The following is a 19755-nucleotide window of genomic DNA, read 5'->3' on the forward strand; positions in this document are numbered from 1 at the left end:
TGAGGTGAGAGGCGCGGATTCAGCGCGCATCGGTGTCGCCGTTCACCGGCTCGGATTCGGCCTGGCCGCCCTTGCGGGACCTGACGACCACCCAGGCGACCCCGAGCGCGACAACCGCGCCGAGTCCGCCGATGAGGAGCATCCGCGGCACGTTGAGCGGCGACCGCGAGGTGATCTCGGCCGTCGGTTCGGTGGTCGCGCCGGACGCCGAGTCGGGAGCTGCGGTCGCCGCATCGGGAGCTGCCTCGGTGCTTGCCTCGGTGCTTGCCTCAGTGCTTGCCTCGGCGGGTGCGTCGGCGGCAGGAGCATCCGCCAATGCGGTCGGGTCGCCCACCGTGAACGGAATCGTGCCCGTGATCGGGTGTCCGTCGGAGGAAACGACCCGCCAGTTGATGGCGTACGTGCCCGCGGGAAGCGCGTCGTCGACCGTGCTCGACACGGTGGTGCCGTCGATGACGGGCTCTCCGGTCGCCCAGGTTCCGCCCGCCGCGCCCTGGAGGACGATCATCGGCCCGATCTCCATGATGTTGGCGGAGTAACTGAGCGTGATGTCCGTCGGCGACGCGTCGAGCGTCGCCTCCGGGGCAGGTGAGCTCTGGACGAGTTGGTCGTGCGCCTGCGCGGGAGTCGCCCCGGCGAACCCCAGAAGGCAGGCCAGGAGCAGCGCGATCAGGGCTGAGGCTGCGGGGAGAGCGAGCCTCGGCGTCGCGGATGTGGGTGGTGTCGTGGATGTGAGTGGTGTCGCGGATGTGAGTGCTGTCGCGGATGTGGGTGGTGTCGCGGATATGGGTGGTGTCGCGGATGTGGGTGCTGTCGTGGATTTGGGTGCTGAGTCGAAAGACATCTCGAGTGTTCCTCGGGTCTGTCCGCCCGCGCACGAAGCGGCGCGCGCACTGCCGGCGCGCACGGTGCCTGCACGCACGATGCCTGCACGCACGATGCCGGCCGGCACGATGCCGGCGAGCGAAGACGCGCGTTCCTGCCGCGGACGGAGAATTTTCGACGCCGAACGGCACCGGACAGCGCCTCACGAGCGAAGCGGAGGCGAGGAGGGTGGTGCTAGTTCGAGGTCGCGAATGCTGGGGGCATCGCGATTGTCGGCGGGCCGCGTCGCCGCGTCGCGCGCTCGGCGCGCACCGTGAGCGCCGGAACCCAGGGCAGCTCGAGCGGCGCGGAATCGACGGCGACATTCGGGCGCAGGACGCGCGCGAGGAGCACGAAGACCACGCGGCCAAGCGGCAGCAGCAATTCGACCGCCGCTTCCTTCGCTTTCGCGAGGCTCGCGAGCAGCGCTTCGCCGAAATACAGCGCGAGTGCCGTCAGCACCGCGGCGACGGCGTGCATCGCCCACATGAGCGGGCCGTCGTGCCCGAGGTGGATCGCTGCGCTGGAGGAGCCGGCACCGGCGCTCGAGGCGAAGTCAGCCATGGCCGACGACGCGGCGAGCTGCCCGTGGGCCGCGTGGCCGGCGTGCGCATCCGCCATTGTGCCGGAACCTCCCGCGGCTGGCGGCGTGCCGAGCACAAACAGGGTGTGGAACAGGAACTGGCTCGCCCCGACGGAGAGTGCGAGGCGCAGCGAGTCAGTGCGGATGCGCGCGAGCAGCAGGCAGGCGAGCACGGCCAGCCCGAACGGAAACGCGATGCCGAGCATGCCCGGCAGTCCGCCGCCCGCGAAGACGTGCGACGCGAGGGCGATGAACGTGGAGACCGATGCCGCGACGAACGCGAGGCGAACGCGGCGGACCCGTGCGGCGTCATGCGGGCGCGAGTCCACCGGCGGGGCCAGGCCGGCATCCTGATCGAAGTGAAGACCAGCGTCCTTCAGGTCCACTTCGCCCAAGGCGGGGGTCAGCAGGCCGGGGGAGGTCACCCCAGAAGTCTATGCGCGTCTTCTACTGCTCGTAGACGCGGCCGGTTCGCGGAGCCCGGTGGGCTACGCCTCGTAGGCGCGGCCCTTCCACGCGACGCGGCGGCGCCCCGCGAGCGCGTACACGGGCAGCACCAGCAGCGGACTGACCGGGCCCAGCAGCCCCTCGGCGAGGTCGAGCGGCCGGTGACGGCCAGTGACGGCGTTCACGATCATGCGGTCGAGCAGCCCAGCGATGCGCGCAATGCGCAGGATGCGCGCGGTCGGAGAGTGCTGATCCGCTGAGCCGAGTCCGAGGCGCAGCACCCACGGCGCCGTGTACACGCACAGGGTGAGGAGGCTTGTCGCCACCATGAGCGCGCGCGACCCGTGGTGCAGCCCGAGGAGCGACTTCGCGAACCCCCGCACCGAGCTGCGGTAGCCGTCGTACATTCGCACGCCGATCGCGTTTCCGCCGCGCGCGACGACGACCCGGCCACCAGCAGCGCGCATCCGCTCGGCGAGGCGCATGTCCTCGACGAGCTCGCCGCTCACCGCCGCGTGACCGCCGATGCTGTTGTAGGCGGCGCGCGTGAACGCCATGACCTGGCCGTTCGCGACGACCGGCGCCCGTCGCCCCTGCAGGGCCATCGGCACCGAGCCCAGCACGACCGCGTCGTTGAGGGGCGTGATGAGCCGTTCGCCGAGCGTCCGGGTCTCCTGCCGCGGGAACACGGTGAGCAGGTCGGCGCGGGATGCCCGCATCGTAGCCAGGAGCGCGTCGAGCGCGCCCGGGTTCCAGCGCACGTCCGCGTCGGTGAAGATCAGCACGTCGTCGGCGCTGTCAGCCTCGCTGGACGCGCTGGCCTCGCTGGTTTTGCCGGTCTTGCCGGTCTCGCTGGCCTTGCCGGTCTTGCCGGCGTCGCTGGTCTCGCCGGTCTCGCTGGTCTCGCCGGCCTTGCTGGCGTTGCCGGTCTTGCTGGCGTTGCCGGTCTCGGGCGCGCCTGTCCAACTTCGGTGCGATTGCGGGCGTTCTGGCCCCGAAACGGCTGAAAACGGCTCTATGTGCACTGAAGTTGGACACAGCCCCGCCTGAAAAGCACCGTCGGCAGGATCGGCACGGCCGGCACGGCCGGCAAGATCGGCAAGATCGGCACGGCCGGCAGAGCCGGCAGAGCCGGCAGAGCCGGCAGGATCGGCAGGGCCGGCAGGATCGACCTCGACCTCGACCTCGACGGCAGCCGCGACCGCCGCGAGCTGCGCGCAGGCCCAGTTCTTGCCGGTCCAGCCGTCGGGCCGCGGCGTGCCAGCGAGCACTCGCGCCCCCGCCGTCTCCGCGACGGCCCGGGTCGCATCGGCCGACTCGTCGTCGAGCACCAGAACCTCGTCGGCGCCCTGACTGAGCAGGCCAGGCAGCGTCTCGCGGAGCGTCGCTTCCTCGTCGCGGGCGGGAATCAAGAGGGAGACCCGCGCTGTCGAGGCGTCGGATGCGCCACCAGCCCCGGCCTCGTCAGCAGACCCGTCAGCAGTCCCTGCCTCACCAGCAATCCCTGCCTCGTCAGCAGTCCCGGCCTTCCTCCCCGCCCCGGCTCCACCACCAGCCCCAGTCCCAGCCCGAAGGCTCGGCTGCGTCAACGCGTTCGCCAGCAGAACGGCGGCCCTCGCCCCGAGGTACGCGAGGGAGACGCCGGCGACGATTCGGCTCAGGAGCGACCGGCTCACTCGGGGCCCCTCCGACGAGCAAGGTCGCCGCGTCTCCCGAACCCCTCCGGCCTCGTCAGGTAAGCGAGCATCCGCCCAGCGAAGCCGACGCGATCGCGGCGGAAGCGCCGCGCGTCGAACACGACCCGGTAGCCGGGCAGCGGGATCGCGGGGTCGGCGGCGTCGAGGGCCCGGTCGAGTTCCTCGAGCATCGAGCCGAGCGCGACCGCGAGCTGCTCTGGCCGCACGGGCGCACCGAAGCGGATGAACGCCTCAGGTTTCGCGGCCCCCCGCAGGACGACCCGGATCGCGACGGGCGTCAGCGCGACACCGGCCCGTTCGGCGACCCACTCGGCGCCCGGATGCAGGTCTCCGAGACCGCGTCCAGCGCGGAGCTCACCTTCGGGGAAGATCAGCGCCCAGTCCCCCGAGCGGGCCCGATCTGCGAGGGTGCGAAGCGCCCGCGGAGGCACGGCCCCGACGAGCCTGAGGAACGGGAAGCGCTGCAGCTGCTCGTCGCCCATCATGACGGCGACATCGACGCCGATGTTTCTGGCGTAGAGGCCGATGAGGTACGCGTCCCACCAGGAGGCGTGGTTGGCGGCGAGCACCGCGCCGCCACCTGGCGGCCTGCCGGTGACGGCGATCGACAGCAGGCCCGTTCGCACGTCGCGCACGGCGCTGCGGACGAGGAGCGCGCGAGCCAGGCGAAGCATCATTGTGTCACCGACGCTATCGCAGCGACGCGCGCGACGAGCCGAGGAGGCAGGGAGCCAAGGAGGCCCGCGCATCACCAGCCGCGCAGGGCGGCCGCGACAACCCCGCCGACGACAAGCACGAAGACAAGAAGGTCGGTCCAGGTCGCCACGAGTTCGTTGGTGCTTTTGCCGCGCTTCACGAGGTGCCGGATGCCCGCGAGCCCCAGGTAGATGGCGCCAGGCAGCGCGCCGACAAGACCCCAGCCGGGTACGAGTGAAGAGACGAGCGCCACGGCTCCGAGGCTGAGGTTGGCGAGCCCAAGCTCCTGCACAACCTGCACGGTCGCGGTATCGACCTCTGTGAGGACCACAGCGCCGGTCGGCGTGGTCGCGGCTCCGCCGGGACCACGCTCGTCCGATTCGTCTTGCGCCGCCCCGAGGATCGTCTGCGAGGTGCGCCGCGGGTTCATGAGCTGGCTGATGCCGGCGACGATGAGGCGCGACCCGACACCCCAGAACGCGAACCAGATGCCGAACACAAGGGCCGGGTTGCCGCCCGCTACACCCAGGTGCACTCCACCGAAGACAAGCGGGAGCACCACTGTCTGGAGGATCACGAGGAGGGCGTACATGCAGGAACCGATCGCATCGGGATGCCCAGAACAACAGCACCGATCGGAGCGGTCGGCGCTGCAGGGTGACATCGAGGGGGGTGATCTGAAACCTATTCCATGCCGACTCCCGCAGACAACACGGCGACGTGCGTTTGCATGGAACCAGGTACTGCAAGAATGCGATGGTGAGCATCCCCCCAAGTGTCACGCCGAGACCAGCCAAGAACGCGGCGAAGCCCTGGTACCGCCGCAAGAGCAGGACGGTGCCGCTTGGCGTGCTGTCCGCCGGTCTTGTCGGGGCGATCATCTGGGTGTCGACGCCCTGGCCGGCGGCCATGGTGATCCGTTCCCTCTTCGAGTTGGACGCGAAGCGCACGGTCACCGAGATGGAAACGTTCGCGCCGACGGCCGACAGCCTGCAGTCGCAGCTCGACGTGTCCTACGGCGACGACGGCGCCGACACGACCTTCGACCTGTACTCCCCCGCCGGGACGACGGAGGGGCTGCCGACCGTGGTGTGGATCCACGGGGGCGCGTGGATCTCGGGCGGCAAGCAGAACGTCGACCCGTACGTGCAGATCCTCGCGGCTGAAGGGTTCACGACGGTCGCCGTCAACTACACGGTCGCGCCGGAGGCCACCTACCCAACGGCCCTCACGCAGCTCAACGACGCCCTCACGCACCTGACGGCGAACGCGGCCGAGTACAACATCGACCCGAACCAGATCATCCTCGCGGGCGATTCGGCTGGCGCGCAGCTCGCGAGCCAACTCGCGGCCCTCGCCACGAACCCCGAGTACGCGAAGCTCATCGGCCTCACCCCGGCGCTCGCCGCCGATCAGCTCGCTGGAATGGTACTGAACTGCGGCATCTACGACGTGAGCGGCATCCCGAACGCGCCTGGCCTCGGCGGCTACGGCTTCCGGGTCGCCCTCTGGGCCTACCAGGGCGACAAGGACTGGGCAGACACCCCCGCAGGCCAGGAGATGTCGACCCTCGATTCCGTGACCGCCGACTTCCCGCAGACCTGGATCTCGGGCGGCAACGCCGACCCGCTGACGGCCAGCCAGTCGCAGCCGTTCGCGACGAAGCTGCAGGGCCTCGGCGTGCCCGTCACCACGGTCTTCTACCCGGAGGACCACCAGCCGGAGCTGCAGCACGAGTACCAGTTCAAGCTCGAGGGGGCGGATGCGCAGAACGCGCTCGCCTCGACCATCGACTTCCTGAAATCGGTCACGACTCCTGAGTGACCTCAGCTGACTCCGCGGCCGATTCCGCGGCTGATTCTGCGGCCGGCCTGTGGCGCCGATTGCCGTCGGCTGCGGAGATGAGCATCGCCCCGAGCGACGCGGCGATCGTGATGGACGCGGCGGCACCGAAGGCGAAGCTCGCCGGCATGGTCGCCGACACCGCCAGGTAGATGCCCGCGTAGATCGACAGTGCGAGAGCTGCTGAGAGCCGCTGACTGAGCTGGTAGAAGCCAGCCGCCACGCCGTTCACCCCAACCGGGGCCTCGTTCAGGGTCAGCGATTGGTTCGAGGGCGTGAAGAGTCCCGCGAAGAACCCTTGCAGTGCGCCCGCCCCGACGACGCCGAGCATGATGAGCGGTTCGGAGCCGCCCGTCACGAGCGCCACCTCAGCGGTCACGGCAAGCAGCGCGAGGCCGAGCGCCCACGTGATTCCGCCGCGGCCGAAGCGTCGCACGAGGCGCCAGCTCAGCATCGACCCGGCCACCATGCCGAGCGCACGCGGCGTCAGCAGCAGCGCCGCCACGAACGGCGAGTAGCCGAGCCCGTCGATGAGGAACAGCGTCGTGAGCAGTCCGAGGCCGAGCGCGGAACCGAACGTGAGCGTCGCCACGGCCGTACCGAGCAGGTAGCCTCGGCTCCGCGCGAGTTCCGGATGCAGCACGGCCGGCCCGCCGCCCGCGTGGGCGCGCCGTTCCCACAGCGCGAACGCGACGAAGAATGCCATCCCCGCGAGCGCGAGCGCGAGCGCGGCAAGGAGCCAGCCGCAGCTCGCGGCGGAGACCAGGAACGCGAGGGTTCCGGCCCCGAGCAGCACGACGCCCACCGCATCCACCTGCCTGAACGCCACGCGCAGCCCACCAGGCACGGCCACGGGTCTCGGCAGCACGAACACGGCCGCGACGACAAGCACCACAGCGAGGGGAACCGCGAAGAGGAAGACAAGCCGCCACCCTGTGTCGTCCGTCAGGACAGTCAGCAGGATGCCCCCGCCGAGCGGCCCGATGAGACCGGCCGCCGAGCCCGCGGTTGTGTAGCCCGACAGGGCGCGCGAGCGCATGATGCCGCGGAAGGTGTCCTGGAACAGTCCAAGCACCTGCGGGTTGACGATGCCAGCCCCGAAGCCCTGCACGAGGCGAGCCACGATGACCGTCGTCGCGTCGTCAGCGAGCGCCGCCGCGAACCCCGCCACGGCGAAGAGGACGAGCCCCAGCATGTACAGGGACCGCCGACCGAGCAGGTCGCCGAGCCTGCCAGCCCCCACAAGCGCGAGCCCGAACGCGAGCGAGTAGGACGACGTCAGCCACTGCACCTGCGCGGCATCCGCATCGAGGGAGCGTTGGATACTCGGCACGGCGAAGCTGAACACGGCCTGGTCGAGGAGCGTCGTGAAGGCCGTCGCGACGCCGAGTGCCAGCACGAGCCCGTTGGCTCGGCTCGTCGACGAGGTCACGGCTGGCGCGGCGAAACCCGCCGCGCCCTCAGCCTTCGAGGACGCGGCGGGTTCCGTCACCGATGGATGCGAGATGACTACTCCTCGCGCGGGAGACCCGCAGGGTTCACCTCGGAGACGTCGATGCGCTCATCCTGCAGGCCCCAGCGGTCGAGGATGGCGTCGTACTGGCCGTTCTCGATGGCGTGGTTGAGGACGATCTCGACGGCCTCGATCAGCCCGTTGCCCTTGGCCGTGCCGGCGGCGATCGCAGCGTTGGCCGGGTAGCCGCCGTTGACGGTGCCGACGAGCTTCGTCTCCCCGTCGGTGGCCGCCTTGAACGCTGCCGTCGCGTTGGGACCGAAGTTCGCGTCCACTCGACCCGATTGGAGGGCAAGCGTTCCGGCAGCGTCGTCCTCGTAGTACTGGAAGTCGACCGGCTCGAGTCCAGCAGCCTTGTTCTCCTCATCCCAACCGAGGAGGATCTTCTCCTGGTTGGTTCCCGCACCGACGATGATCGACAGGCCGGCGACGTCCTTCGCCTCCGCGATCGACGTGATGTCGCTGTCGGCCTTCACGTAAAAGCCGAGCACGTCCTGACGGTACGTGGCGAAGTCGAAGAGGTCCTTGCGCTCCTCGGTCACCGTCACGTTCGACGTGATGAGGTCATACTTGCCCGACTGGATGCCGAGGGGCCAGTCGGCCCACGCCGCGACCTCGCCCTTGAGCTCGAGGCCGAGCCCATCGGCGATGAGCTGCGCGAAGTCTGCTTCGCTGCCGAGACGGGTCACGTTGTCGTCCTCGGCGAGGAAGCTGAGCGGCGGGATGTACGCGCTGCCGACGACGGTGAGCTTGCCAGCCTCAGCCGGCTGCCAGCCGGACGCCTCGAGCGCCGCGATGGCCTCGGGAACCGGGTCGATCTGCGGGCGGCCGTCGACGTTAGCGCTGGTCAGGTCGAACTGGATGAGGTCGCTCGCCGGCGCCGCACCTTCGGGCTCCGCCGCCGTGACGGGGGCCGACTGGCCGTTCACGATGAGCGTCGTCGCGACAACTCCGATGACAGCGAGAGCCGCCACGCCGCCGGCGATGACGCCGACCTTCTTCTTGTTGAGCTTTGCCATGAGAGGCACCTTTCGAGGTGAATGCGTTGCTGAAAGTTCAGGGGATCGGGGTCGAAAAAGAGTGGGTCCGGATGCACCGGGCCCGCGCGGGCGGGGCTGCCGGCCGCGGAAAGAGGCGAGGCCCTAGAGCACCTTGCGGATGAAGTCCTGCGTGCGCGGATGCTGCGGGTTCGTGAGCACCTGCTCCGGCGTGCCCTGCTCGATGACGCGCCCCGCGTCGAGGAAGACAATGCGGTCCGCGACCTCGCGGGCGAAGCCGATCTCGTGCGTCACGATGACCAGCGTCGTACCACCGTGGGCGAGCTCGCGGATCACGTCGAGCACCTCGCCGACCAGCTCCGGGTCGAGCGCGCTTGTCGGCTCGTCGAAGAGGAGCACGTCCGGCTTGAGGGCAAGCGCCCTCGCGATCGCGACGCGCTGCTGCTGACCGCCGGAGAGCTGCCGCGGGTAGTGGTGCTCCTTGCCCTCGAGGCCAACCCGCTTGAGGAGCGCCCGGGCCTGCGCCTCAGCATCCGCCTTCGATGCACGCTGCAGCGCGACCGGGGCGGCCGTGATGTTCTGCAGCGCCGTGAGGTGCGGGAACAGGTTGAAGTTCTGGAAGACCATGCCAACCCTCGTACGGCGGCGAAGCGTTTCAGCTTCGCGCAGCTCGAAGAGGCGGTCTCCCTTCCTGACGTAGCCGATGTACTCGCCATCGATGAGGATCGATCCGCCGTCGACGGACTCGAGGTGGTTGATGGTGCGCAGCAGCGTCGACTTGCCGGAACCGGACGGGCCGAGCAGGGCGACGACCTCGCCAGGCTCGATCTCGAGGTCGATGTCGTGCAGCACCTCATGGGTGCCGTACGACTTGCTCACGCCGCACACGCTGACCTGCCCGGATGCTGCACTGCTGCGTTCGAGTTCGGCTTCGACGTTCCTGTTGATGGTTGCCTGGCTCATGCTTCGCTCACGTCCTTCCGTGTTGACGGGGCTCCTGCTGGTACTGGTGCTCCTGCTGGGACGCCGTTCTTTTTCCGGTCGAGCGCCTTCTTGCCCTCGGCAGCCTTTCCGTCCGGTTTCTCGGGGTCCTCATCGCTTTTGTCGTCGTCGAGCAGGGCCCACTTCTCGGAGATCCAGGCCCTCGCCTTCTGGATGGGCGTCGGCGGCAGCTCGCGGTGGGCGCCCTTCGAGAAGTGGCGCTCGATGTAGTACTGGGCGATCGAGAGGAGCGTCGTGATGATGGCGTACCAGACGACCGCGACGAGGAGCAGCGGGATGATGCGCTGGTTGCGGTTGTAGATGACCTGCACCGTGTAGAACAGCTCGGGCAGCGCGACGACGAACACCACAGAGGTGCCCTTCACGAGGCCGATGATCTCGTTGAAGGCGTTCGGCGTGATGGCGCGGGCCGCCTGCGGCAGGATGATGCGGAAGAAACGGTACCGACGCGGGAGCCCGAGCGCGGCGGATGCTTCCAGCTGGCCCTGGTCGACCGAGAGGATGCCGGCGCGGATGATCTCCGCCGAGTAGGCCGCCTGGTGCAGGGAGAGGCCCAGCGTCGCGGCCGCGAACGAGGAGATCAGCTGCACCGTCGGGAACTCGACGAGCCAGAAGTCGGTCGTGAAGGGCGTCCCGAGGCCGAGCGTCGGATACAGGTAGCCGAGGTTGTACCAGACCACGAGCTGCACGACGAGCGGCACCGAGCGGAAGAACCAGATGAAGCTCCACGAGAAGGAGTTCAGCAGCGGCGACTTCGAGAGGCGGGCGAGCGCGAGCAGTGCACCGAGCACGAAGCCGATGACCCCGGAGATGACCGTGAGCTGCAGGGTCAGGATGAGCGAGTTGAGGACGATCTCGCTGAAGAAGTACTCGCCGAACACGTTCCACTCGTAGCGCTGGTTCGTGACGAGCGACCACACGAACTGGGCGACCGCGAACACTGCGACGGCCGAGAGTATCCACAGCACCCAGTGCTTGGGGTGCACAACTTTGAGGTGCTCGCCCGGCCCGAGCGTCTGCATCCGGCGGCTCGCCAATGGCGTGGCGTCGTCCGGCGGCGTCGACGGCGGGCTGTCGGTGGTCGGTGCGGTGTCGAGTTGTGACATCGCGTTCTCCTCTCGGCGGGCCCCCGGATTCTGGGGGCTGGCCCTCAGTTCTGAGGGCATGTCGAGAAGGTATGGGCAGGCGGATGAGCGTCAGTAGCGGTCGGTACTCGAAAGTTCCGAGAGGGACGCCCGGCGCAGTGTTGCGTCACATGCGGTCACGCCGTCGCCAGGTGAAGGGTCAGAGAAGGGGCGTAGCCGTCGCAGTTCACGAGTCGAGACCTCGACAGAATTGTGGCCAGACGCCCCTCCAACCCCGACCACCCGCACCAAGCCACAACTCTCGCGACCCGACGCAGGAAACCACACCTCCGCATCCAGAATCGTGGCCAGACGCACCTCCAACCTCGACCACCCGCACCAAACCACAACTCTCGCGACCCGACGCAGAAAGCCACACCTCCGCATCCAGAATCGTGGCCAGACGCACCTCCAACCTCGACCACCCGCACCAAACCACAACTCTCGCGACCCGACGCAGGAAACCACACCTCCGCATCCAGAATCGTGGCCAGACGCGCCTCCAGCCCCGGCCAGCCGCACCAAGCCACAACTCTCGCGACCCGGATGCGAATTCTCCGCAACCCGCACAGCGCGCGCAACCCCCGCAACCCGAACAGCGCGCGCAACCCGCGCAACGCGAGGCGTCGCGGGACGAAGTTCGCGGACTAGACCGTGACCTGGATGTTCCAGGGCAGCGGGGTGCCGTCGATCTTCTTCGCCTCGGAGACCTCGACGACGGAGGGACCGGCAGGCCAGGAAGTCGTCACGACCTCGGGGATCTCTGCCGTGATGTAGTCGAACTGCGAGCCGTGCACTGAGATCGCGAGGCGCCCGTAGTCACCCGACGTGACAGCAACCTCACCGCCAGCACCCGTGTACAAGTAGAGACCTGGGCCGACTCCGTCGAGCGCCGCGTCGAAGGGCGGGAGCACGGAGACCGGCAGAATCTCTGCCGTCCACTCCCCCTCGCTCATGACCATAATGCTGTCGACGACCAGCGGCGCGGGATCGTCGCCGATCGACTGCGCGAAGGCCGCCTCCGTGTTGATGAGCCATTGCGCCGTCCCACCGGTCGCGCGCTCCACGTACTCGAAGCCGATGACCTGATCGCCGCTGTACATCGACGCGGTGAGCCCGCCGACCTTGTCGTCGACCTGCAGCACGGCCAGCTGGCCGGTGCCCTCCGGCAGCACGACATTGAGGTTGGCCTCACCGAATCCTCCAACGGGGCTTCCGGCCTGCAAGCTGAACTCGGGGAGGGCACCGGTCTCGATAGCGTCGCCCTCGAGACCGACCGGCGTCGACTCGCTGTTCGACTCGCTACTCGACTCACTACTCGACTCGCTACTGACTTCATCGTCGCCACTCGAGGTGCCGGGGAGAATCTGCAGGACCTGGATACCGGCGGCGGCGGCGAGCAGGAGGATCGCAAGGATGGCGGTCGCTATACCCTTGGCGCCGGATGCGAAGCCCCGCTTGATCGGCCCGGCCGAGAACAAGATCGCGATGACCACCGGGATCCAGTAGCCCAGGAACGCCGAGACGATAGCCGCGAGCCCCGCGAAGACCGCGAACCCTGGCCCGAAGCCCGGCTGCCCCAGGTGGGCGGCGTTCTTCGCTGCCGGCCCCTTGGCCGCGCGGCTCTTGGGCACGGCGGGAGTCGGATGCACGCCGGGAGTGGCCGCCTGCGAAACGGGAGGGAGCGGCGGGGCGGGGTTGGATGCGAGGGCCGGCTGGGAGCTGGCTGCAGCGCTCGGCGCCTGGGCCGGCGCCTGGGCCGGCATCTGCGCCCGCCGACGCTGCAGTGCGTCGTTCGCGGAGCCGTGCGAGTAGGCGAGACCGCGCTGGGCACCCTCGCCGCTGCGGTCGAGGTCGTAGGTGGCGCGTGCTGCGGTGCTCGTCGCGGCCCGCCCTGCGTCGCGGGCGAGCTGCTCGGCCGCTCGCTGCGCATCCCGTGCAGCCTGCCCTGCGGCGCGCTGCGCGTCCTGCGAGCTCTGCTCGAGCGTGCGCTGCCCATCTTGCGCCCGCTGCTCGGCGTCGCGCTGCCCGTCTCTCGCGCGCTGCTCGCGCTCCTGCTCGATACGGTCGGCGCCACGGCTTGCGGAGTCGGCCCACTGCCGCACGAAGTCGGGTGCCCGGTAGTCCGCCGGCGGCGTGTACCCGTTCCTGCCATCAACCACGGTCGCACCCCCTCCGTTTTTGTCCCTGTAGCTATCTCGGCTGCTGCCTCGGCTGCTGTCTCCGCTCATTCAACACCACACCTCCGACAGTCGAGTCGTTGTTGCCCGGGCACCACTGACGTAGCATTGTCCTGTCATTAGCATCAATCTCTTCAGCGCAGAATCGAGAGCCCCATGAGCGCATCCACACCGTCCCGCATCGGCGTCGTCGGCTACGGGGCTGGCGGCCACCGCTTTCACGTGCCCTACATCCAGGCCGTCGAGGGCTGGGAGCTGGCCGGCGTCGTGACCCGCTCACCGGAACGCCGCGCCGTACTGGGGGCCGAAGCCCCAGGCGTGCCCCCGTTCGACTCGCTGGATGCACTCATCGACTCCGGCGTCGATGCCGTCGTGATCACGACCCCGCCAGACTCACGTCGCGAACTTGTCCTGCGAGCTCTCGAGCGGGGCGTGCACGTGGTCGCCGACAAGCCCTTCGCCCCCACGGCGGAGGGGGCCCGCGAGCTGCAGGCCGCCGCCGAGCGCAACGGACGCATCCTCACCGCCTACCAGAACCGACGCTGGGACACCGACCTCGTCACCCTCAAGCAGGTCATCGACGACGGCAGGCTCGGTGAGATCTGGCGAGTCTCATCGCGCATGGACCAGGACGACTCCGGCACCCTCGAGACCGGGCCGGCGCACGGGCTGCTGCGCGACCTCGGCAGCCACCTCGTCGACCAGATGGCGTTTCTCTTTGGCCCCGTCGAGCGCGTGAGCGCCCACCTCGACATCACTACGGTCGATGGCGTCGAGGTCGACTGCGGCTTCGACGTCGCCCTGTACCACGCGGGAGGCGCGTTCTCCCGCGTCGCCTCGAGCAAGATCAACCACCTTGAGGGCCGCGAGCTCATCGCGTACGGCGACCTCGGCTCCTACGAGTCGCGGATGGACGACGTGCAGACGATGCAGATCGACGCGGGCCTTCGCCCCGCATCCGCCGTCGATGCCGCAGGCTGGGGCATCGAGGCCGAGGAGCGTTGGGGGGTCCTGCACACCGCCGAAGGCAGCGTTCCCGTACCATCCGCGCGCGGCGACTACTCGGAGTACTACCGAACGCTGCTCGCCGCCGTCCGAGGCGAATCCGCTCCCCCCGTGCTGCTCGAGGAGGCCCTGCACACGGTCGAGATCCTGGATGCTGCCCGCGAGAGCGCGCGCACGGGACACACTGTCACCATCTGAGCGGCGACCCGCCCCCTCCACCCCGGCTACCATCAAGGCACGGGGTGCGATGGCGGGCCAATGGAGGCCCGCCCATAAAGGGGTAGGGAATGATCCACGGAACTGAATTCACCGGCCTGCGCGAGGCGCTCGACGACGTCGAGCCGAGCCTCAGGGCAGGGCTCGAGCGTCTGATCGAAGACGTCGACGCTGACGACATCGCGACACGGGAACCGCGCGACATCGTGGGGGCGGCCGCCACGATGCGGAGGCTCGCGTCCCGGAGGCAAGACAACGAGACCCTCATCGCCGTGTTCACTCCGACGCTCAAGGAAGACGGCTGGAGCTCGCGGCGCACGATCGTCGACATCTGCACCTCCGACGCCCCATTCCTCGTCGACTCGGTGACAGCGGCCATCGCCAGGCAGGGCATCGCCGTCCACCTCCTCGCGCATCCCGTCGTCTCCGTGCGCCGCGACGAGGACGGCGAACTGCTCGAGATGCACACGCACGGCGGCACGCTCGAGTCGTGGATACACCTCGAAGTCGACAGGATCGCCACGGAGGAGGCACGCGAAGAGTTGGCCGACCGGCTGCAGCACGTGCTCGCCGACGTCCACTCCGCGGTCGCCGACTGGCGCCCCATGCGTCGCGCCTGCCTCGACCTGGTCACCGACCTGCGCACGGAGCCGCCGACCAGCGTCACGCAAGAGGAGATCGCCTCCGCTGTCGAGTTCCTGACCTGGCTCGCAGAAGACAACTTCACCTTCCTCGGCTACCGCGAGTACTCGCTGGAGACGGACGAGGATGGCGAGGAAGTGCTGCGCCCGCTGCCGCACACGGGTCTCGGCATCCTTCGCAGGCCATCGACCGCCAGCACCCGCCTCACGCCGGAAGCGCAGCGCACGGCACGCGAACCGCGCCTCCTCACCATCACGAAAGCCAACTCTCGCGCCACCGTCCACCGCGACGTGTACCTCGACTACATCGGCATCCGCAGCTTCGACGAGGACGGCAACGTCACGGGCGAGCTCCGCTTCCTCGGCATGTTCACGTCGGTCGCCTACGCGGCATCCGTCCTGACCCTGCCGATCGTCGGCGCCAAGGTCCGGGCCGTGCTCGGCGCGTCCGGGCACGCCCCGAACTCGCACTCCGGCAAGGATCTCCTGCAGACCCTCGAGCAGTACCCACGTGACGAGCTGTTCCAGGACAGCGTCGAGCACCTCCACGCCGTGGCCTCCGAGGTCAGCAGGCTCCGCGAACGGCGGCGCTACCGCATCTTCCTGCGCCGCGACGAGTTCGGCCGCTTCGCCTCCGCGCTCATCTACCTGCCGCGCGACCGCTACAACACCACGGTTCGCCTGCGCATCGAGGAACTGCTGCGCACGACGTTCGAGTCCAGCCAGGTCGACCACGCCACGCGCGTCGGCGAATCCCCCCTCGCCCAACTGCACTTCGTGGTGCGAGCGCCGAAGGGGACCCCGCTTCCCGACGTCTCCGAACAGGAACTCCAGCCACGCATTGAACGCGCGATCCGCGGCTGGGACGAAGAGCTGGTCGACGGCCTGCACCGCATCTACGACGAAGAGCGGGCCGCAGAGCTCCTCGGCACGTACTCGTCGGCGTTCCCAGAGGGCTACAAGGAGAACATCCCGCCGGAAGACGCGGTCCATGACATCGCGCTCCTCGAGCAACTGGATGAGACCACGTCCTTCGCCGTGCACCTGTACGCGCCAGAGCTGGACGAGCCGGGCAAGCGCTACTTCACGTTCGCCTCCCAGGACGTGTACCCCATCACGAGGGTCCTCCCCGCCCTCACCGACCTCGGCGTGGATGTTGTCGACGAGCACCCGTACGTCATCACGCTGCCGGACGGCACGAACCTGCACATCTCCGACTTCGGGCTGACCGCGCCGAGCGCGGCGGTCTGGAACGACGCCGAGTGGGGCGCGGAGCTGGAGTCCGTGTTCACCGCCGTCTGGTCGGGTGAGTCGGAGACCGACCGGCTGAACTCGCTGGTCCTGCTCGGGGGCCTCCGCTGGCGCCAGATCGTGATCCTGCGCGCCATCAGCATGTACCAGCGCCAGATCGGCGCGACGTTCTCGGTCGAGTACATCGAGCAGGCGCTCATCGAGAACCCGGTGATCGCGGCCGACATCGTGCGGCTCTTCGAGACGAAGTTCGACCCCGCGCTGAACGGCGACCGCGGGGCTGAGCTCGCGACGCTGACCGAGGGCCTCCTCGCGGCGCTCGACGACGTCGCGAGCCTCGACCACGACCGCATCCTGCGCTCCATGATCGGCATCGTCGACGCGACGTGGCGCACGAACTTCTACCAGGTGGATGCGGACGGCAAGCCCAAGCACTGGGTCTCCATGAAGCTCGACTGCACACGCGTGCCCGGGCTCCCGAAGCCGCATCCGATGGCCGAGATCTGGGTCTACTCGCCTGAGGTCGAGGGCGTGCACCTGCGCTTCGGCCGTGTCGCCCGCGGCGGGCTTCGCTGGAGCGACCGCCGCGAGGACTTCCGCACCGAGGTGCTCGGGCTCGTGAAGGCGCAGATGGTGAAGAACGCCGTCATCGTGCCAACCGGGTCCAAGGGCGGGTTCTTCGCGAAGCAGCTGCCCTCCCCGAGCGACCGGGGCGCGTGGTTCGAGGCCGGCAAGTCCGCCTACCGCACCTTCATCCGCGGGCTCCTCGACATCACCGACAACCGGGTCGGCACCGACATCGTGCCGCCGAGAGACGTGGTGCGCCACGACGGCGACGACCCGTACCTCGTGGTCGCCGCCGACAAGGGCACGGCTTCGTTCTCGGACATCGCCAATGGCATCTCGGAGAGCTACGACTTCTGGCTCGCGGATGCGTTCGCGTCCGGCGGTTCGGCCGGCTACGACCACAAGGGCATGGGCATCACTGCGCGCGGCGCGTGGGAGTCGGTCAAGCGCCACTTCCGCGAGCTGGGCCACGACACGCAGACGCAGGACTTCACGGTCGTCGGCGTCGGCGACATGTCCGGCGACGTGTTCGGCAACGGCATGCTGCGCTCTGAGCACATCCGTCTCGTCGCGGCGTTCGACCACCGCCACGTGTTCGTCGACCCGAACCCGGATGCGGCGGCGACGTTCGCCGAGCGTCAGCGGCTCTTCGACCTGCCCGGCTCCTCATGGGACGACTTCGACCGCACCGTCATGTCGGAAGGCGGCGGGGTCTTCCCGCTCTCGCAGAAGTCCATCCCCCTCACGCCCCAGATGCGGGAGGCGCTTGGCCTCGACGCCGACGTGCAGCGCGTCACCCCGCTCGAGCTGAAGAAAGCGGTGCTGCTGGCCCCCGTCGATCTGCTCTGGAACGGCGCCATCGGCACCTACATCAAGGCCAGCGACGAGACGAACGCGGAGATCGGCGACCGCGGCAACGACGCGATCCGCGTCGACGGTCGCGAGCTTCGGCTCCGCGTCGTCGGCGAAGGCGGCAACCTCGGCGTGAGCCAGCGCGGCCGCATCGAGGCGGCGCTGTCGGGCGTGAGCCTGAACACCGACGCCATCGACAACTCGGCGGGCGTCGGCACCTCCGACCGCGAGGTGAACATCAAGATCCTCCTCGGCGCCGTCGAGCGCGACGGGCGCCTCGACCGCGAGGCGCGCAACGAAGTGCTGCGTGCGATGACGGATGAGGTCGCAGCCCAGGTGCTGCGCGACAACTACGAGCAGAACGTGCTCCTCGGCAACTCGCGCTCGAACGCCGCTCAGATGCTCCCTTCCCACAAGCGCCTCATCACGTGGCTGGAGGAGCGCGACGAGCTCGACCGGGAGCTCGAGTTCCTGCCGTCGAACGCCGAGATCAAACGCCGCGTCGAGGACGGACGAGGGCTCACAAGGCCCGAGTTCTCCGTCCTGGTCGCCTACGCCAAGCTGGCGCTCAAGAGCGACCTCGCCGCCACCGAGCTCGCCGACGATCCCTGGTTCGCGAACACCCTGGCCGAGTACTTCCCGGCCGAGGTCCGCGAGCAGTACGGGCCCGACCTGCACGCGCATCCGCTGCGACAGGAGATCGTCGTCAACGCCGTCGTGAACTCCATGGTCAACCGAGGCGGCATCACGTTCGCCTACCGGGCGGCCGACGAGACGGGCGCAACCAGCGAGGAGATCGCGCGCGCCTATGTCGCAGCCCGCGAGATCTTCGACCTGCGCGGGTTCGTCATCGAGATCGAGGCGACCGACAACGTCGTCTCGACCTCCACGCAGACTGAGCTGTACCTCGGCTTCCGTCGACTCCTCGACCGAGCCACGCGCTGGTTCGTGCAGCACCGGCCCGACCGCATCGACATCGGCGAGGAGATCACCCGCTTCACGGGCCCCGTCGCCCAGTTCGCGTCGCGGATCGGTGAGCTGCAGCAGGGTGTGGAGCGCGAGCGGTTCGCGGAGCGCGTGAGCGAGTTCGAGGCGGCGGGCGTGCCGCACGCCCTCGCACTGCGCGGCGCCGGCCTGCTTGAGCTCATGCCGCTGCTCGACATCATCGAGCGCGCCGGGAACGAGGGATGGGACCTCGAGGAGTTCGCGGGCGTCTACTACTCACTGTCGGCCCGCGTCAGCTTCGATGACATGCTCACGCGCGTCACGGCGCTGCCGCAGGACGACCGCTGGGGGTCGATGGCACGCGCCGCGATGCGCGACGACCTGTACGCCGTCATGGTCGAGCTCGCCGCATCCGTCATTTCGCAGACCGACGACGCCGAGCCGGACGAGCGCGTGGACGCCTGGATCGGCAGCCTCGGCCTGACCGCCACCCGAGCCCTCAGCGAAGCAGCGGATGCGGTGCACGCGGGCGACGACACGGGCCTCGCCACACTGTCCGTCGCGCTGCGCCGCCTGCGCTCGCTCGTGCGCTGAGCCCGGGGCGGGGCAGACGGGGCAGGCGGGGCAGGCGCATCCGCCCTGCCTCGCCCGCCGCGCGCTCGCCCGCCGCGCCCGCCGCGCGCCGCGCGCCGCGCGCCCGCGTCCTGCCCGCCTGCCCGCCTGCCCGCCTGGAAAGTTGTGGCCTGTTGCTCTTACCGACGCTCGCAAGAGCAACAAGCCACAACTCTGCGCGCGAATCCGGCCCCGGCGCATCCACCTTCGGAGCGTCCCCGAAGCCCGCGGTGCGTCCCTGATCCCTCGGAGCGTCCCCGATCCTGCGGAGCGTCCCCGATCCTGCGGAAGGGGCCGAGAGTTGTGGCCTTTTGCTCTTGCCGACGCTCGCAAGAGCACCAAGCCACAACTCTGCGCGCGAATCCGGCCCCGGCGCATCCACCTTCGGACGACCCCGAAGCCCGCGGAGCGTCCCTGCTCCTTCGGAGCGTCCCCGATCCTTCGGAGCCGGCCCGATACTGCGGAACGGGCCGAGAGTTGTGGCCTTTTGCTCTTGCCGACGCTCGCAAGAGCAACAAGCCACAACTCTGCGCGCGGATGCGGTCCCCCGCGCATCTGCCTTTGGATCACCTCGCCGCCATCGCAGCGGCTCTCGGCCTGCGAAACGGACTGAGAGTTGTGGCTTGTTGTCCTTCTCGACCATCGCGAGGACAACTTGCCACAACTCTGCGTGCCCTAATCCGCGTGCCCTTGCGGAGCGGGGGCGGGGCAGGGCAGGGC

At 69.1% G+C, this 19755-nt stretch carries 13 protein-coding genes; 3 read left to right on the forward strand and 10 right to left on the reverse strand.

Features of this window, described 5'->3' with window-relative positions; genetic code table 11:
- Window positions 1-19 precede the first annotated feature (19 nt).
- The 5 genes from C5B85_RS17965 to C5B85_RS19320 all read right to left on the reverse strand — a co-directional run bounded on the left by C5B85_RS17965 (window position 20) and on the right by C5B85_RS19320 (window position 4879).
- Window positions 20-844: a copper resistance CopC family protein gene (locus C5B85_RS17965; protein ID WP_146078013.1), complete on the reverse strand. Its 825-nt coding sequence runs from the start codon at window positions 842-844 to the stop codon at window positions 20-22.
- Window positions 845-1059: 215 nt separating this feature from the next.
- Window positions 1060-1872, reverse strand: a complete 813-nt coding sequence (locus tag C5B85_RS17970) for a hypothetical protein (RefSeq protein WP_104287381.1) — start codon at window positions 1870-1872, stop codon at window positions 1060-1062.
- 63 nt (window positions 1873-1935) lie between these two features.
- Complete coding sequence (locus C5B85_RS17975; RefSeq protein ID WP_104287382.1) at window positions 1936-3570, reverse strand: glycosyltransferase family 2 protein; 1635 nt, start codon at window positions 3568-3570, stop codon at window positions 1936-1938.
- Entirely contained in the window at window positions 3567-4268 is a 702-nt protein-coding gene (locus tag C5B85_RS19315) for a lysophospholipid acyltransferase family protein (protein WP_181064497.1), read from the reverse strand. Before C5B85_RS19315 ends, C5B85_RS17975 begins: the two co-directional genes overlap by 4 nt.
- 71 nt (window positions 4269-4339) lie before the next feature.
- Window positions 4340-4879, reverse strand: coding sequence for a hypothetical protein (locus C5B85_RS19320; RefSeq protein WP_181064498.1), 540 nt, complete (start codon window positions 4877-4879; stop codon window positions 4340-4342).
- Between the two features lie 167 nt (window positions 4880-5046).
- Here C5B85_RS19320 and C5B85_RS17985 point away from each other — a divergent pair, with 167 nt between their 5' ends.
- On the forward strand, window positions 5047-6111 hold the full coding sequence (locus C5B85_RS17985) for an alpha/beta hydrolase (protein WP_258070900.1): 1065 nt from the start codon (window positions 5047-5049) through the stop codon (window positions 6109-6111).
- Here C5B85_RS17985 and C5B85_RS17990 read toward each other — a convergent pair.
- The 5 genes from C5B85_RS17990 to C5B85_RS18010 form a co-directional block, all read right to left on the reverse strand.
- Window positions 6095-7621 carry an MFS transporter gene (locus C5B85_RS17990; RefSeq protein ID WP_181064499.1) on the reverse strand — a complete coding sequence of 509 codons (1527 nt, stop codon included), beginning with the start codon at window positions 7619-7621 and terminating at the stop codon, window positions 6095-6097. The two genes, C5B85_RS17985 and C5B85_RS17990, sit on opposite strands and share 17 nt — an antisense overlap.
- 17 nt (window positions 7622-7638) lie before the next feature.
- Complete coding sequence (locus tag C5B85_RS17995; RefSeq protein WP_104287385.1) at window positions 7639-8661, reverse strand: ABC transporter substrate-binding protein; 1023 nt, start codon at window positions 8659-8661, stop codon at window positions 7639-7641.
- 123 nt (window positions 8662-8784) lie between these two features.
- On the reverse strand, window positions 8785-9603 hold the full coding sequence (locus C5B85_RS18000) for an amino acid ABC transporter ATP-binding protein (protein WP_104287386.1): 819 nt from the start codon (window positions 9601-9603) through the stop codon (window positions 8785-8787).
- Window positions 9600-10748, reverse strand: coding sequence for an amino acid ABC transporter permease (locus C5B85_RS18005; protein WP_181064500.1), 1149 nt, complete (start codon window positions 10746-10748; stop codon window positions 9600-9602). The genes C5B85_RS18000 and C5B85_RS18005 overlap by 4 nt, the downstream gene beginning before the upstream one ends.
- A gap of 665 nt (window positions 10749-11413) precedes the next feature.
- Complete coding sequence (locus C5B85_RS18010; protein WP_104287387.1) at window positions 11414-12928, reverse strand: hypothetical protein; 1515 nt, start codon at window positions 12926-12928, stop codon at window positions 11414-11416.
- A 174-nt stretch (window positions 12929-13102) separates the two neighbouring features.
- Here C5B85_RS18010 and C5B85_RS18015 point away from each other — a divergent pair, with 174 nt between their 5' ends.
- Together C5B85_RS18015 and C5B85_RS18020 are read left to right on the forward strand one after the other, a co-directional pair.
- On the forward strand, window positions 13103-14149 hold the full coding sequence (locus C5B85_RS18015) for a Gfo/Idh/MocA family protein (protein WP_104287388.1): 1047 nt from the start codon (window positions 13103-13105) through the stop codon (window positions 14147-14149).
- 89 nt (window positions 14150-14238) lie between these two features.
- On the forward strand, window positions 14239-19017 hold the full coding sequence (locus C5B85_RS18020) for an NAD-glutamate dehydrogenase (RefSeq protein ID WP_104287389.1): 4779 nt from the start codon (window positions 14239-14241) through the stop codon (window positions 19015-19017).
- Window positions 19018-19755 lie beyond the last annotated feature (738 nt).

Source organism: Pseudoclavibacter sp. AY1F1 (assembly GCF_002931075.1).
Lineage (GTDB): Bacteria > Actinomycetota > Actinomycetes > Actinomycetales > Microbacteriaceae > Pseudoclavibacter.